This window comes from Bradyrhizobium sp. CCGB12 (assembly GCF_024199845.1).
Lineage (GTDB): Bacteria > Pseudomonadota > Alphaproteobacteria > Rhizobiales > Xanthobacteraceae > Bradyrhizobium.
The window spans coordinates 7,628,198-7,643,223 of the sequence record NZ_JANADO010000001.1; the positions used below are offsets into that span (position 1 = coordinate 7,628,198).

Sequence of the window (15,026 nt, forward strand, 5' to 3'; positions counted from 1 at the left end):
TTGCCAGCGAACCCATTCATATCGCCTGCCGAAACAAGCCCAGCTTTCTTGCGTAAGTCTTCAAGCGCAATATCTGGCTTTCGTTCACGTTGCGGTCGGAGAGCAGCGCAGCTCCACTGGCCATCGCGCTCAACAGGACCTGCGGCTTGGAACCTTTAAATCAGTAAAGCTCTCGCCCGAGAGCCCGGCTTTCACCCGTAGGTCTACGGGGCCGGCACCGATGTGTTGACCGGAACGTAGTCGTTCCCACGGGATATTCCAAGAGCTTTTTGCGGGCCAATCCGGCTTTTATGGGGGCATTTTTCGGGCCGATACGGCCCTCGGAATACCCGCCAGGTCGGCCTTGGGTGGCCTGTCCACCGATAACGCTGCGGCCGTCATCAAGGTTTCAATATTTCGGGCCTGGCCCTGTCCGGCCTCGACGATCAGCGCACCGCCGGGGGCGAGACGCTCGCTCGCCTGCGGGATCAGGGCACGATAGGCGTCGTATCCGTCATTGCCGCCGTCGAGCGCCAGGTGCGGATCGTGGTCGCGTACCTCGATACTCAGCTTCGGGATTTCGGCCGAGGGGATATAGGGTGGGTTCGACACGATGAGATCGAAAGGGCCCGAGAGCGCCGCCGCATAGGAGCAGGCGACGAAGGCGGCGCGGCCGGCGAGGCCGAGAGCTGTGGCATTGTCCCTGGCGGTGACGAGCGCAGTCAGGCTGAGGTCGGTACCGACGCCGAATGCATCAGGAATTTCATGCAGCAGCGCGAGCAGGATCGCGCCGGATCCCGTGCCGATGTCGGCGATGCGGGGCGGGTGCGGGACCTGCCGTTCGCGAAGGATCTCGAGCGCAAGCTCGACCACGGTCTCGGTATCGGGACGCGGCACCAGCGTTGCCTCGGACAGGCGGAATGGCAGGCCCCAGAACTCCCGCGCGCCGAGAATGCGGGCGATCGGCTCATGCGCGAGCCGGCGCTGTGCATAGGCTTCGAGCCGCGCAGCCTCTTCGGGGGTGAAGAGCCGCGCCGCCTGAGTCATCATGCCGGTCAGGTCAAGCCTCAGCGCAGCCCCGACGAGCAGGCGCGCATCGAGGCCGGGCTCCTCGATACCGGCCGATTGCAACAGTGCCGCAAGCATACGCCGCGCACTTTCGATGCTATGTCCGGAATCGAAATCTGTCGCCAAAGGAACCATCCTGCCTGGCATCGTGGATAGATCGACCGGCTTGCTTGCGTCAACGGAAAGGAGCGCGTTTGATCGCAGTTCGCAGCGAGGGAGGGCTCGATGGCGGCCTATGACGATCAAAATCTCTTCGCAAAAATCCTGCGCGGCGAGATCCCCTGTTTCGAGGTTTTCAGGGACGACCGCAGCTTCGCCTTCCTCGACATCATGCCGCGCTCGCCCGGGCACACGCTGGTCATTCCCCGGGCGCCGGCGCGCGGCATTCTCGACATCGCGGATGACGATCTCGCCGCAGTCGCCCGAACCGCCAAGCGGATCGCAATTGCGGCCATGAAGGCGTTTGACGCGGACGGCATCATCCTCCAGCAGTTCAGCGAGCCCGCGAGCGGGCAGGTGGTCTTTCACCTGCACATGCACGTCATGCCGGTCAGGGCCGGCATCGCGCTCTTGCCGGCGCAGACGCGCAAGGAAGACATGGCCGTGCTCGCCGATCATGCCAAGCGGATGATCGCGGCGCTGGGTGGCTAGGATGCACTAGACGCCGAGATAGCGCTGGAGCAGCTCCGGCTGGGCCTTGAGCTCCCGCGCCGGCCCCTCGTGCACGATGTGGCCGTTGTTGATGATGTAGATCCGTGTCGCCAGCGCCAGCGTCGCCGCCAGATTCTGTTCGACCAGCACAATGGTCTGGCCTGCGGCCGCGAGCTCGCGGCAGGCCTTGACGAGATCGTGGACGATCACGGGCGCGAGCCCCTCGAACGGCTCGTCCAGCAGGACGATCTTAGGATCGCGCACCAGGGCCCGCGCGATCGCCAGCATCTGCTGCTCGCCGCCGGAGAGCTCGGTGCCGCGGTTGTTGCGCCGTTCCTTCAGCCGCGGAAACATCTCGTAGACGCGGCCGAGCGGCCATCGCTTCGGTGCGGTGATGCCCGCGAGGACGATGTTCTCCTCCACCGACAGGCTGCCGAAGATGCGGCGCTCTTCGTGCACGAGCTGCATGCCCGCTTGCGCGATTTTGTGGCTCCTGCGCCCGGCGATGTCGATGCCGTCGAACTTCACGCTGCCGCTGCGCGGCGCCACGACGCCCATCAGGCTCTTCAGCGTCGTGCTCTTGCCGGCGCCGTTGCGGCCGAGCAGCGCCACCACCTCGTGACGTTCGACGCGCATGGCGATGTCGAACAGGATGTGGGAGTCGCCATAATAGCTGTTCAGGCCGTCGACCTCGATCAGGCTCATGCGGCAATCTCCCCATGCACGCCGCCGAGATAGGCTTCCTGCACCGCGGCGTTGGTCCTGATTTCCTCCGGCGTGCCGTCGAGCAGCACCTTGCCCTCCTGAAGCACCGTCACGCGCTCTACCAGCTCGAACAGCGAATCCATGTCGTGGTCGATGATGATCATGGTGCGTCCGCGCGCGATCGATTTGAGCAACTTGACGGTCTCGACGCGCTCGCGTGGGCTCATGCCGGCGAGCGGTTCGTCGAGCAGCAGCAGGCGCGGCGAGGTCGCCAGTGCAAGCCCGATCTCCAGCCTGCGCTTCTCGCCATAGGCGAGCTCGGAGACCGGCGTGTCGGCGCGGCGGGTCAGGTTGACCAGAGCGAGCGTATGCTCCACCTGCTCGGTGAGGCCCTTCACGCTCGAGAGCTTGCGAAACAGGTCGAGCCGGAACTTTCCGCGCAGCTCGGCGAGCGCCGCGATCGTCAGGTTCTGCCGCACCGTGAGGCCAGTGAAGAGTTGGTTAACCTGGTAGCTCTTGGTGAGCCCGAGCTGGCAGACGTCGGTGACCTTCAATCCCGTGATGTCGCGGCCCTCGAACACGATCTGGCCGGAGGTCGGGGCGATCTCACAGGTCAGCATCTTGAAGAAGGTCGATTTACCGGCCCCGTTGGGGCCGATGATGCCGCGCAGCTCACCCTGATTGACGCTGAAGTCGATGTCGCTGTTGGCGGCGAGGCCGCCATAACGCTTGGTGAGGCCGGTGGCTTTCAGGATCGGGCCGGAATAGGCGGGATGCTCGACTTCCTTGGCCTGCATCGGCGCGGGTGCGGGTTGCTGCGTGGTCTCGGCGTCTGCGGCCTCCTGCTCCGTCTCCGCATCCATCCGCCGACGTTTGCCGGAGGCGAGGCGATAGACGTCCGCCAGACCGCCGATGATGCCGCCGCGCAGGAAGCAGACCAGCAGCACGAATACGATGCCGAGCACGAGCTTCCAGGCCGCGCCCAAGCCGAGCGCGGCTTGCAGAAAGTCCTGCAGGAAGAGCCAGACCGCTGCGCCGACCAGCGGTCCGAACAAGGTGCCTCTGCCGCCGATGGCGGTCTGCATCACGAGCTGACCGGAGGTGTCGAAGGTGAAGGCATCGGGCGGCATGAAGGCCTGGAGTACGCCGAGCAGGCCGCCGGCGAAGCCCGCATAGGCCGCAGCGATCACGAAGGCGGTCAGCTTGTAGCCGTGGATGTTGTGGCCTACCGCGGTGGCGCGCAGCGGATTGTCCCGGATCGCACTGAAAATGGCGCCGACCGGCGAGCGAACGATTCTGAGTGCGATGATGACGCCGACCAGGTAGCACAGTGCGATGAACTGATAGAGCGACCAGCCATTGGTGAAGTGGAGGGTGGTGAAGCCGAGATTGAAGCTCGGCGTCGGCACGCCCGGCAGACCGTTCTCGCCGCCGGTGAAATCCGAGAGCGGATTGAACTCGACGAAGAAGAACACCTGCGCGATCGCCACGGTGATCATGGCGAAGTAGATGCCGGTTCGGCGCAGCGCGATCAGGCCGACGAGGTAGCCGGTCGCAGCCGCCGCGATCATGCCGATGATCAGCGCGCCCAGCACGTTGCCGAAGCCGGCACGGGTCAAGAGGTACGCGGCGACGAAGCCACCGGTGCCGTAGAAGGCGGATTGGCCGAACGACAACAGGCCGGTGAAGCCGAACAGGATGTCGAAGCCGAGCCCGAACAAGCCCCAGACCAGGATCCGGTTCACGGTGTTCGGCGCGAAGCCGAGATGCGGCAGCACGAAGGGAGCAGCGATCAAGCCGATCGCGGTCAGGGTCTCGATCAGGAACGGACGTTGCTTGAGCATCGGGAAATCACTTACTCGCGGCCCTGGACGCCGAGCAGGCCATGCGGTCGCACCACGAGCACGAGCGTCATTGCCGCAAACAGCATCACATAGGCGTAGCCGGGGTTGAACATGGAGGTGACGCTGATGATCTCGCCGGCGATCAGGCCGCCCAGGATGGCGCCGGGGAACGAGCCGACGCCGCCGATCACCACCACCACGAAGGTCTGGACCAGGATGTCGTCGCCGATGCCGGGGGTCAGCGACACCACCGGCGCGTTGACGATGCCGGCAAAGCCCGCGGCCATTGCGCCGATGCCGAACACGATCATGAAGACGCGGTAGACGTTGATGCCGAGCGAATCGACCATCACCGAATCCTCGATGCCGGCGCGCACGATCATGCCGAGCCGGGTCCGGTAGAGGATGATGAACAGCGCACCGAGGGCGACCGCGACGATGCCGACCACGGCGAGGCGGTAGGTCGGGTAGAACATGAAGCCGAGATTGGTGATGCCCTGGAACAGCGCCGGCGGCGGTACCAGCTGCGACTGGCTCGAGAAGATCAGGCGCACGAGCTCGACGAAACAGATGCCGAGCCCGAAGGTCACGAGCAGCTGATCCTCGTGCGGGCGATGATAGAAATGACGGATGATGACGCGTTCCATCGCGACGCCGAGCAGCATCACGAACAGGGAGCCCGCGATCACGGCGAGGACGAACGATTCCGTGTACTGGTAGGTGACGAAGCCGGCATAGCCGCCGATCATGAACATCGCGCCATGCGCGAGATTGAGCACGCCGAGCGTACCGTAGATGATGGTCAGGCCGGAGCTGATCAGCGCGAGCAGGGCGCCGAGCGCGAGCCCGTTGAAAAGCTGCGAAACGAGATTGGGCCAACTAATCATGCAAAGGATCGCCGTTGTGACGCGCGACGGGCGCGTCAAAAAATGGTGACGCCGCAGGAGCAGGCAGCGACCTGCGGCGTCACGGGGTTATCGCGGGCTCAGCTGTAGTCGCCGGGACGGCATCCGAACGCGTCCGGCTTCTGCATCAGGCCTTCACCCGGGACGATCTCGACGACGTCGTACCAGTCTTCCTTGTTCTTCATGTCCTTCTGCTGCTTGCCCTTGACGATGATCACCGGGCGGACGCACTGATGGTCCTCGGGGCGGTAATGCACGTCGCCGACCAGGGAGGGAATCGTCTCCCCCTTCTCGTAGGCCTTGATCACGTCGGGCGGATTGAAGCTGCCGGCCTGCTCGCACATGCGGGCCCAGTGCGCGAAGCTGACATAGGCGTTCTCCGCGCCCCATTCCGGCTTGTAGCCATACTTCTTCTCGAACGCCTCGTTGAACATCTTGGCCAGCGGAAACTTGTCCTCGATCGTCCACCAGTAATCGGTGGCGGCGTAGACGCCCTGCATCAGGCCGCCGGTCTCACGCGCGATGAAAGGCACCTGGTACGGGACGACCAGCTTCATCTTGTCGAGCACGCCGAACTGCTTGGCCTGCTGGGTCGAGAGCACCGCGTCGTGGCCCCAGTTGACGTTGATGAGCACGTCGGCGCCGGAATTGGCGACGTTGAGCAGATATGACGAGTAGTCGGGTGCGCCGAGTGGCGCGACCTGGTTGGTCACGGTGGTCCAGCCCGCGGTCGCCAGGAAGTCCTGCATCGACTTGGTGACGGTGTGGCCATAGGTGTAGTCGGGCGTGAGGTAGGCGGCCTTCTTGTTCTTGCCGAACTCCTTCACCATGACAGGTCCGATGGCAGCTGCGGCGGTCTGGCCGAAGAAGTTCTGGCGGAAGCCGTAGCGGACACAATCCTTGCCGGTGGTGTCGTTCGAGCCTGAGATGCCGCACACGAACAGCACGTGCTCGCGCTGGGCGAGCTTGTTGAGTGCGACCGCAACGGCGCTCGATGTGCCGCCGGTGATCATGATCGCCTTGTTCTCGCTGATGAAGCGCTGCTGCGCCTGCACCGCTTCGTTGGGTTTGGCCGCGGAATCCGCGACGCCGAACTTCAGCTCCTTGCCGAGCACGCCCTTGCTGGTCTTCGGCGAGATCTTCTTGATCAGGTCGTGGCCGCTGTTGATGTGTTCGATCGCAAGCTGATAGCCCTTGAGTTCGTCTTCGCCCTGCACAGCATAGGTGCCGGTGCGCGGCACCGAGATGCCGATGAAGGCGGTGGAACCCGAGACGCCAGCGGGATAGGAGCCGATCGGCTTGTCCTCGGCGAATGCCGGCATCGCCGGTAGCATCGAGCCGCCGATCAGACCTGCGGTGGTCTGGAGCAGGCCACGGCGCGAAAGGCCGCGGCGGATGAGATTGTCAGTCATGATCGTTTCCTCCGAACATCGTTCTTCTTGCAGGCAAAGCACGACCTGTCCGGCGGCAACCGGCCTTGCGGCCTGCCCGCGCCGGGCACGTCACATCCTCGTGTAGCTCTCGGACGCAAGCATTGCTTGTGAACGCCTTCTGTCAATTTCGCCTTTGGTCGAACGACCAAAATTATCACGTGAAAACATATCGCATCACGATATATATTAGTCTTTGTGAGTACGAGGCTGGCGGGTTCGGCAAGAGACATGGCGCAGCGGACGAGAGTGTCAGATGCCCGGAAGCGACGATCCTGGCCGCAGGAGGCGGAGCGGCAGGAGGCGCCGCGGCCGGCGGCTGAGGGCAACGACCAGCGCGGCATGCCGCAGTCCGGCGAAGCCACCCGCATGCCCGATCCGCGGGCCCGGCCTGCCGGACGGCGCGGACCCGCCGTCGGCTCCGTTCAGGCGAAGCGTGCCCCCGGCCCGATGAAGCGGCTCAGCGTGCGCGCCCAGAATGTCCTCAAGGAGCTCGCGGTCGACCTCACCGGCGAGCAGCCGCCGAAAGGGAATTGGTCGCCATCGCGCGAGCTACTGCGTGTATTGACGGCCGAGCGCCTCGCGACCGCGCGCAATTGCGGTCCGCACACCATGCGGGAGATCGTCGACTGGGCGCAAGGCTGCGGCGTGACCATCAAACCGGTGATCCCGCCTGGCGGCTCGCTGTCGCAGATGTGGGCGGAGCTGATCACCAACGCGTCGACCGGCAGCCTCACCAGCGCCGAGATCGCCGGCGCGCTCCAGCGCTCGATCAGGCGCAAGAGCGTCCGCATCCCGATCGCGTTTCAGGTCATTCTGGTGAAGATCCTGCTCTCCAGCTTCGACTAGGCCGCTCGCAAGGCGCCGATATTTGTGCATCCGCGGCGGCCGTCGGTTGGTTCCGTCCGGCCTTTTTTGCTAGGCTCCGCAAGCACTCGCCTGCTTCTCCGGCGGGGTTCGACGGCGAAGGCAGGAAATGGCTGAATCGAAGCGGAAGACGACGCGTCCGGCGCGCGCTGTGCCTGCAAGGGATGGTGCGATGGGCGAGGCCGACTACGCGGCACTTGCGCAATTCCGCTATCAGATCCGGAGCTTTCTGGCATTCAGCGAAGCGGCCGCGCAAGCGCAAGGATTGACCGCGCAACAACACCAGGCGCTGCTCGGCATCAAGGGCTTCGTCCATCCGCAGCCGGCGACAGTGGGCGATATCGCGCGATTTCTCCTGATCCGGCATCACTCGGCGGTCGAGTTGCTCAATCGCATGACCAAGCTCGGCTTGATCATCAAGGTCGCGGACCCCGAGGATGCCAGACGCGTTCATCTGAAGCTGACGACGAAGGGCGAGAAGAAGCTCCGTGCGCTGTCGCAGAAGAATTTGGAAGAACTCCGCCGCGCCGCAAGCCCGGCCTTGAGCCGCCTGTTGAGGTCGTTCCGGCACTCCGGCGGGGCCTGAGCGGCGCTCGGATTAGGCAGCCGCGCCCTGCGCGGCGAGCTGTGCGGCCTGATGCTCGGTGGTCAGCGCGTCGATCAATTCACCGAGCGCTTCCCCTGCGATTACCTGCGGCAGCTTGTAGAGCGTCAGATTGATGCGATGGTCGGTGACGCGCCCTTGCGGGAAATTATAGGTGCGGATGCGCTCGCTGCGGTCGCCGGAGCCGACCTTCTCCTTGCGCTCGGCCGAGCGGGCGGCATCGACGCGCTGGCGTTCGGCGTCGTAGATGCGCGAGCGCAGGATGTTCATGGCGGAGGCGCGGTTCTTGTGCTGCGAGCGGCTGTCCTGCATCATCACCACGATGCCGGTCGGGATGTGGGTGATGCGGATCGCCGATTCCGTCTTGTTGACGTGCTGGCCGCCCGCTCCTTGCGCGCGCATGGTCTCGATACGCAGATCATCGTTCTTGATGTCGACGTCGACGTCCTCGACCTCCGGCAGCACGGCGACCGTGGCCGCCGAGGTGTGGATGCGCCCCTGCGTCTCGGTGTCGGGCACACGCTGCACGCGGTGCACGCCGGACTCGAACTTCAGCTTGGAGAATGCGCCGCGGCCCTGCACCTCGGCGATGATTTCCTTGTATCCGCCGACGGTGCCTTCGCTGGCCGAGATCACCTCGACCTTCCAGCCCTGAAGGCTCGCAAAGCGCTCATACATCCGGAACAGGTCGCCGGCGAACAGCGAGGCCTCGTCGCCGCCGGTGCCGGCGCGGATTTCCAGCATCACGTTGCGGTCGTCCATGGCGTCCTTGGGCAGCAGCGCGACGCGGATCTTCTGGACCAGTTCCTCGATCCTGGACGTGAGCTCGTCGCGCTCGGCTTCCGCCATGCCGCGCATCTCGGCATCGGTCGCGGGATCGGCGATCAGCGCCTCGGTGTCGGCAAGCTCTTTGACCGCAGAACGATAAGTCTTCACCGCCTCGATCAACGGCGTGATCTCGGCGAGCTCGCGCGTGATCTGCACGTAACGCTCGGAGGCGAGCTGTCCGAGCGATTCGGCCTCGAGGGAGGCGTGATGCGCGAGCAGGACGTCCAGTTTGGCTTCGGGGAGTGACGACATCGGTTCAGTCTCAAATGGCGGAAGGAGGCGAGGCGGCGGGAGCGGCGACAGGCCCGCTACAACGCCAGGCCTTCGGCCTCGGCAAATTCCGTCAGCTTCTGCCGGATCGCGACGCTGCCCGCGGGCGCGTCCAGCAACGGGCCGAGCATCGCCTCGGCCTTCTTGGCGTCGAGGTCGAGCACCATCGCCTTGACCGGGCCGAGGGCGGTCGCCGAGAGCGACAGCGAGCGATAACCCAGCGCGATCAGCGCCAGCGCGCCGATCGGCTTGGAGGCCATTTCGCCGCACAGCGAGAGCGACTTCTTCGCCGTATGGGACTTGCGTGCGATGTCGCGCAACGCGCGCAGGATCGGCGCCGACATCGTGTCGAAGCGCTCGGAGACTTTCGCGTTGCCGCGATCGACCGCGAACAGGAACTGGAACAGATCGTTGGAGCCGACCGAGATGAAGTCGACCTTCCTGAGGAGTTCGTCGAGCTGATAGAGCAGCGCCGGCACCTCGACCATGGTGCCTATGTCGATTCTTTCAGGCAGCGTGTGGCCGTGCTGGCGCAGATAAGTCAGCTCGCGCTCGACCAGCGCCTTCGCCGAATCGAATTCGGCGACCTCCGAGATCATCGGGAACATGATACGCAGCGCGCGGCCGCCGCCGGCGCGCAGCAGCGCGCGGATCTGACCGCGCAGCAGGCCCGGACGATCGAGCCCGAGCCGGATCGCGCGCCAGCCGAGCGCCGGATTTTCCTCGATTACGGCTTCCATGTAGGGCAGCGCCTTGTCGCCGCCGATATCGAGCGTGCGGAAGGTGACCGGCTTGGTGCCCGCGGCGTCCAGCACGGTGCGATAGAGTGCGAGCTGATCACTGGTGCGCGGCAGGCTCTGGCCGACCATGAATTGCAGCTCGGTGCGGAACAGGCCGATACCGGCGCTGCCGGTGTCCTCGATATGCGGCAGGTCGATGGCGAGACCTGCGTTGATCATCAGCTCGACCTTCTGGCCGTCCCTGGTGACGCAGGGGCGGTCGCGCAGCGCCAGATATTGCGCCTGGCGGCGGGCGCGGAAGCGCACGCGCTCGGCGAAGGCTGCCTCGATTTCCTGCGAGGGCCGCACGTAGATCGAGCCGGAGGTGCCGTCTACGATGATGGCGTCGCCGGGATCGGCGATACCGGGCGCGTTCGGTACCTCGCCCACCGCAGGGATTCCGAGCGCGCGTGCGACGATCGAAACGTGGGAATTGGCCGTGCCTTCCTCCAGCACGATGCCGCGCAGGCGCTTGCGGTCGTAGTCGAGCAGCGCCGCCGGGCCCATTGCGCGGGCGATGACGATGGCGTTGTCGGGCAGCTGTTCACGTGAGGGCGCGTGGTCCTGGCCGACCAGCTGCCGCATCAGGCGGTAGCCGAGGTCCTCGAGGTCATGCAGGCGGTCGCGCAGATAGGGGTCGGTGGAGCGCAGCATGCGCGCGCGGGTGTCGGATTGCACGCGCTCGACGGCGGCTTCCGCCGTGAGGCCGGTGGCGACAGCCTCGTGCAGCTTGTGCGACCAGCCCTGGTCGTTGGCGAACATGCGGTAGGCTTCCAGCACCTCGCGGTGTTCGCCGCCCTCGGCGACGTCGCCGCGCTCCAGCATGCGGTCGAGATCGGCGCGCAGCTTGGCGAGCGCGGTGTCGAGCCGCTTGATTTCCTTCGGCAGGTCCTCGGCGATGTAGTCCTTGATGACGACGCGCGGCTCGTGCAGCACGACATGGCCGAGCGCGATACCTTCCGACAGGATGGCGCCGACCTTCTGCGCGGAATGGCGCGCGGCAGGCTCCTGGCCCGGCTGGGCCAGCGCGGACAGTTCGCCGGAGGCGATCAGCTCCGCCAGCACCATGGCGGTGGTCTGGAGTGCCTCGAGCTCCTCCTCGACATAGTTGCGCTTGGCGCGGTTCTGCACCACCAGCACGCCGAGGGTGTTGCCGGCCCGCAGAACCGGCACGCCGAGGAAGGAGTGGTAGATTTCTTCGCCGGTCTCGGGGCGGAACGAGAAGGCCGGGTGGCTCTGCGCGTCGCTCAGATTGAGCGGTGTCGCCTCGCTGGCGACGAGGCCGACCAGGCCCTCATGGGCGCTGAGCACGGTGTGGTGCACGGCCTCGCGGTTGAGACCCTCGGTGGCGTAGAGTTCCAGCGTGTTGTCGATGCGCAGCACATAGACCGAGCACACCTCGGCCACCATGTTGGCGGCGATCAGCACCACGATCTTGTCCAGCCGCTCCTGGGCCGAGACCTGCTCCGCCATGGTTTCGCGGAGCCGTCTCAACAAGACGCGGGGACCTCCCGACGCGCTCCGCATGAACCGTCAATCTCCTTCGTCTGCCGGGCCCGAAAGGGGCCGTCGGCGGCTCGCCCAGAAATCCAGAAAAACAACAAGCTTGCTCGTCCGGCGCCGGCCCAAGCCCAAATCTTCTTCAGATTTGACGCTTGTGCCGAATCGGCACCGCCTCAACTGGGGCACAGTTTATGGCAGCCCACCCTGTCCGCCCTATAGCGAATTGGGGCTTGTTTTGCCAAGCAAAACGCCTGCCAAACGCGAATGTGTGGACAGCTTCGTGTTTGCTGCGACCGCTAAGAGAATATTCGTCCAAGCATGGTCCGGAAAAGTGCGAAGCGGTTTTCCGGAAAGACCATGCTCAAACAACAATCCTGAAGCGCGACGACGGGCCGCGATTCAGGTCTGATCGAGGCCGTAGAGCGTGTGCAGGGTGCGCACCGCAAGCTCGGTATAGGCGGTGTCGATCAAAACCGAGAATTTGATCTCGGAGGTTGTAATAGCCCGGATGTTGATATTCCGTCCGGCGAGAGCCGAGAACGCCTGGGCGGCGACGCCGGCATGGCTGCGCATGCCGCTACCGATCACCGAGATCTTGGCGACGTCGGTGGCGGTATCGAGCCTGATATAGCCGATCTTGGCCTTGGCGGCGGTAATCGTGTCCTTGGCACGGGTGTAGTCGGCGGCGGGCACCGTGAAGGTGAGGTCGGTGGTCTTGCCGTCTTCCGAAACGTTCTGAACGATCATGTCGACGTTAATGTTGGCCTCCGCCAGCGGGCCGAAGATCGAGGCTGCCACGCCCGGCTTGTCCTCGATCTGGCGCACCGAGATCTGGGCCTCGTCCTTGGAGAAGGCGATACCGGTGACGACGTGGCTTTCCATGATCTCCTCCTCGCTGCAGATCAGCGTGCCGGGCGGCTGGTTGGCATGCGGGTCGATATCCTCGGGCTTGTCGAAGCTCGAGCGGACGAAGATAGGCATGTTGTGGACCATGCCGAGTTCCACCGAGCGGACCTGGAGCACCTTTGCGCCCTGGGACGCGAGTTCCAGCATGTCTTCGAAAGCAATCTTGTCGAGCCGGCGTGCCTTCGGCACGATTCGCGGATCGGTCGTGTAGACACCGTCGACATCGGTGTAGATGTCGCAGCGGTCCGCCTTGACGGCGGCGGCGACGGCCACGGCCGAGGTATCCGAGCCGCCACGCCCGAGCGTGGTGATGCGGTTTGTCTCAGGATTGATGCCCTGGAAGCCAGCGATGACCGCGACCTCCTTGCGCTCCCTGAAGCGCTTGATGATCTCGCTGCCATCGATGTCCTCGATCCGGGCCGAGGCATGGGCGTCGCTGGTCTTGATCGGAATCTGCCAACCCTGCCAGGAGCGGGCCTGGATGCCCATGCCCTGGAGCACGATCGCAAGCAGGCCTGATGTCACCTGCTCGCCGGAGGCGACCACGGCGTCGTATTCGCGCGCGTCGTGCATGGGCGAGGCCTCGGTGCACCAGGCCACCAACTCGTTGGTCTTGCCGGACATCGCCGAGACGACCACGGCCACTTCATGGCCGGCGTCGACCTCACGCTTCACATGGCGCGCGACGTTGCGGATACGTTCGATGTTGGCGACGGACGTGCCGCCGAATTTCATCACGAGGCGGCTCATGACGACGCGTGCATTCCCTCATAAGGATCAGTATGGTGACCGCACCGGACGGGTGCCTCGCGGATACCGATCGCGCGTATACAGAGCGACGGGGCCGGGGGCAAGCGGGTTCCTGCGGGGGCAGGGTGCGGGGGTAGTGGGTCAACCGAGATCATGGCGCGTTATATCGACGAGATCCTGCAGCCGGGCGAGCGGGTGCTGTATTCGACCAATGCGCACTGGATCTTCTATTTTCCGGCCATCGTGGCCTGGATCGTGGCGCTGGCCCTGTTCATCCTGTCGCGGCAGGTTACCGCCGACGGGCTCGTCCTGCTTTGCCTTGGAGCCGCCGGTCTCGTGGCCCTGCCGGCCCTGTATTGGACCCTCAAGGGCTGGTTCCATCGCTTCACCACCGAGACCGACGTCACCAACCTCAGAGTTGTGCACAAGACCGGATTCATCAAGCGCCGCACCTTTGAAATGGCGCTCGACAAGGTCGAAAGTGTGGATGTCAATCAGACGATTCTTGGACGTATTCTCAACTACGGCGACGTGACCATCAACGGCGTCGGCGAAGGCCGCGAGACCATTCGAACCATCGCCTCTCCGCTCGCCTTCCGTAGTTCGATCACCACGCGGTAGGACCGCGCCTAACCATGAGCATGCAGCAAAACACTTCCGTCACTGTCCCGCCGGGCTCGACCGTTGACGCCGCCGAGATCGCGAAATTCTCAAAACTCTCGGCGGAGTGGTGGGACCCCAAGGGCAAGATGGCGCCGCTGCACCGGATCAATCCGCTGCGCCTCGGCTACATCCGCGACGCCGCCTGCCGCAAGTTCGAGCGCAATGTGCGCAGCCTCAACTGCCTCGGCGGCCTGCGCGTGCTCGACATCGGCTGCGGCGCCGGCCTGCTCTGCGAGCCGCTGTCGCGTCTCGGCGCGCAGGTCATCGGCGTCGATCCGTCGGCCAGCAACATCGCCGCCGCGAAGCTGCATGCCGACAGGAGCCATCTTGCGATCGACTACCGCTGCACCACGGTGGAGGAGATCGACCCGCGCGAGCGATTCGACATCGTGCTGGCGATGGAGGTGGTCGAGCACGTCGTCGACGTCGGCGTTTTCTTGAAGCGCTGCGCCTCGATGCTGAAGCCGAACGGCCTGATGGTGGTGTCGACGCTGAACCGGAACTGGAAGAGCTTTGCACTCGCCATCGTCGGCGCCGAATACGTGCTGCGCTGGCTGCCGCGCGGCACCCACGAGTGGAACAAGTTCGTCACCCCCGACGAGCTCGCAAAATATCTGCTCGATAACCGCCTCGTCATCACCGAGCAGTCCGGCGTCGTCTACTCACCCTTCGCCGACAAATGGACGCTCTCCTCCGACATGGACGTGAACTACATGGTGGTGGCGGAAGGGATGGTGTGAGGCAGTCGTGAGTGAGGCGCGAGCTCGTTCCCCTCGGTCGGTGTCGTCCCTGCGAACGCAGGGACCCATAACCACAGGGTCCGGTAGTTAGCCGCGATAAGGACTCCGAGCATGTATTACGTTTACATCCTCGCCAGCGGTCGTCACGGAACACTTTATATCGGCATCACCAACTCGCTTCAGAAACGCCTGGAAGAGCATCGGAGCGGCAAGGGCTCAAAATTCGTCAAGCGCTATGGCGTGCAACGCCTCGTCTACACCGAGGCTTTCGAGCGCGCGGATGAGGCGATTGCCCGCGAAAAGCAGCTCAAACGCTGGAAGCGCGACTGGAAGATCGAGCTGATCGAGCGCGAGAACCTGGAATGGCGCGATCTGAGTGATCTCTTGGTCTGATGCGGCGGTCCGTACCAAGCCCTCACTGTCGTCCCTGCGAACGCAGGGACCATACCGCGGAATCTATCGGAGGCGGATAGTGTCAGATGCGCGGGTTGGCAGCTTTCGCAAAACGCCTCCCTGGGGTTATGGGTCCCTGCG

The 15,026-nt window shown here is 64.6% G+C and carries 14 protein-coding genes; 6 read left to right on the plus strand and 8 right to left on the minus strand.

What is annotated here, in order from left to right:
- Positions 1–288 precede the first annotated feature (288 nt).
- Positions 289–1,182, minus strand: a complete 894-nt coding sequence (prmC, locus tag NLM27_RS34910; RefSeq protein ID WP_254147583.1) for a peptide chain release factor N(5)-glutamine methyltransferase — start codon at positions 1,180–1,182, stop codon at positions 289–291.
- 90 nt (positions 1,183–1,272) lie between these two features.
- On the opposite strand from prmC, the gene NLM27_RS34915 reads away from it, so the two are divergent.
- The gene (locus NLM27_RS34915; RefSeq protein WP_254147584.1) at positions 1,273–1,698 is read left to right on the plus strand and encodes an HIT family protein; all 426 of its coding nucleotides are present in this window, start codon (positions 1,273–1,275) and stop codon (positions 1,696–1,698) included.
- 6 nt (positions 1,699–1,704) lie between these two features.
- Here NLM27_RS34915 and NLM27_RS34920 read toward each other — a convergent pair whose 3' ends face one another.
- The 4 genes from NLM27_RS34920 to NLM27_RS34935 all read right to left on the minus strand — a co-directional run bounded on the left by NLM27_RS34920 (position 1,705) and on the right by NLM27_RS34935 (position 6,564).
- Positions 1,705–2,403: an ABC transporter ATP-binding protein gene (locus NLM27_RS34920; protein ID WP_254147585.1), complete on the minus strand. Its 699-nt coding sequence runs from the start codon at positions 2,401–2,403 to the stop codon at positions 1,705–1,707.
- The gene (locus tag NLM27_RS34925) at positions 2,400–4,247 is read right to left on the minus strand and encodes an ATP-binding cassette domain-containing protein (protein ID WP_254147586.1); all 1,848 of its coding nucleotides are present in this window, start codon (positions 4,245–4,247) and stop codon (positions 2,400–2,402) included. Before NLM27_RS34925 ends, NLM27_RS34920 begins: the two co-directional genes overlap by 4 nt.
- Before the next feature lie 11 nt (positions 4,248–4,258).
- On the minus strand, positions 4,259–5,134 hold the full coding sequence (locus NLM27_RS34930) for a branched-chain amino acid ABC transporter permease (RefSeq protein WP_254147587.1): 876 nt from the start codon (positions 5,132–5,134) through the stop codon (positions 4,259–4,261).
- 98 nt (positions 5,135–5,232) lie between these two features.
- Positions 5,233–6,564 carry a substrate-binding protein gene (locus NLM27_RS34935; protein WP_254147588.1) on the minus strand — a complete coding sequence of 444 codons (1,332 nt, stop codon included), beginning with the start codon at positions 6,562–6,564 and terminating at the stop codon, positions 5,233–5,235.
- Positions 6,565–6,831: 267 nt separating this feature from the next.
- Between NLM27_RS34935 and NLM27_RS34940 the strand changes: the two genes are divergently transcribed.
- Together NLM27_RS34940 and NLM27_RS34945 are read left to right on the plus strand one after the other, a co-directional pair.
- The gene (locus NLM27_RS34940; protein ID WP_254147589.1) at positions 6,832–7,431 is read left to right on the plus strand and encodes a hypothetical protein; all 600 of its coding nucleotides are present in this window, start codon (positions 6,832–6,834) and stop codon (positions 7,429–7,431) included.
- A gap of 127 nt (positions 7,432–7,558) precedes the next feature.
- Positions 7,559–8,035 (plus strand): MarR family winged helix-turn-helix transcriptional regulator, encoded by a 477-nt coding sequence (locus tag NLM27_RS34945; protein WP_254147590.1) that lies wholly within the window; start codon positions 7,559–7,561, stop codon positions 8,033–8,035.
- A 12-nt stretch (positions 8,036–8,047) separates the two neighbouring features.
- Here NLM27_RS34945 and prfA read toward each other — a convergent pair whose 3' ends face one another.
- From prfA to NLM27_RS34960, 3 genes are all read right to left on the minus strand, one after another.
- A complete protein-coding gene (prfA, locus tag NLM27_RS34950; RefSeq protein ID WP_254147591.1) occupies positions 8,048–9,133 on the minus strand; it encodes a peptide chain release factor 1 in 1,086 nt (361 codons plus the stop codon).
- Between the two features lie 56 nt (positions 9,134–9,189).
- A complete protein-coding gene (gene ptsP, locus NLM27_RS34955; RefSeq protein WP_254147592.1) occupies positions 9,190–11,457 on the minus strand; it encodes a phosphoenolpyruvate--protein phosphotransferase in 2,268 nt (755 codons plus the stop codon).
- 375 nt (positions 11,458–11,832) lie between these two features.
- The gene (locus NLM27_RS34960; protein WP_254147593.1) at positions 11,833–13,089 is read right to left on the minus strand and encodes an aspartate kinase; all 1,257 of its coding nucleotides are present in this window, start codon (positions 13,087–13,089) and stop codon (positions 11,833–11,835) included.
- Positions 13,090–13,242: 153 nt separating this feature from the next.
- Here NLM27_RS34960 and NLM27_RS34965 point away from each other — a divergent pair, with 153 nt between their 5' ends.
- From NLM27_RS34965 to NLM27_RS34975, 3 genes are all read left to right on the plus strand, one after another.
- The gene (locus NLM27_RS34965; protein ID WP_254147594.1) at positions 13,243–13,710 is read left to right on the plus strand and encodes a PH domain-containing protein; all 468 of its coding nucleotides are present in this window, start codon (positions 13,243–13,245) and stop codon (positions 13,708–13,710) included.
- Positions 13,711–13,724: 14 nt separating this feature from the next.
- Positions 13,725–14,492: a bifunctional 2-polyprenyl-6-hydroxyphenol methylase/3-demethylubiquinol 3-O-methyltransferase UbiG gene (ubiG, locus tag NLM27_RS34970; protein WP_254147595.1), complete on the plus strand. Its 768-nt coding sequence runs from the start codon at positions 13,725–13,727 to the stop codon at positions 14,490–14,492.
- 111 nt (positions 14,493–14,603) lie between these two features.
- Positions 14,604–14,885 carry a GIY-YIG nuclease family protein gene (locus tag NLM27_RS34975; protein WP_254147596.1) on the plus strand — a complete coding sequence of 94 codons (282 nt, stop codon included), beginning with the start codon at positions 14,604–14,606 and terminating at the stop codon, positions 14,883–14,885.
- Positions 14,886–15,026: the final 141 nt, after the last annotated feature.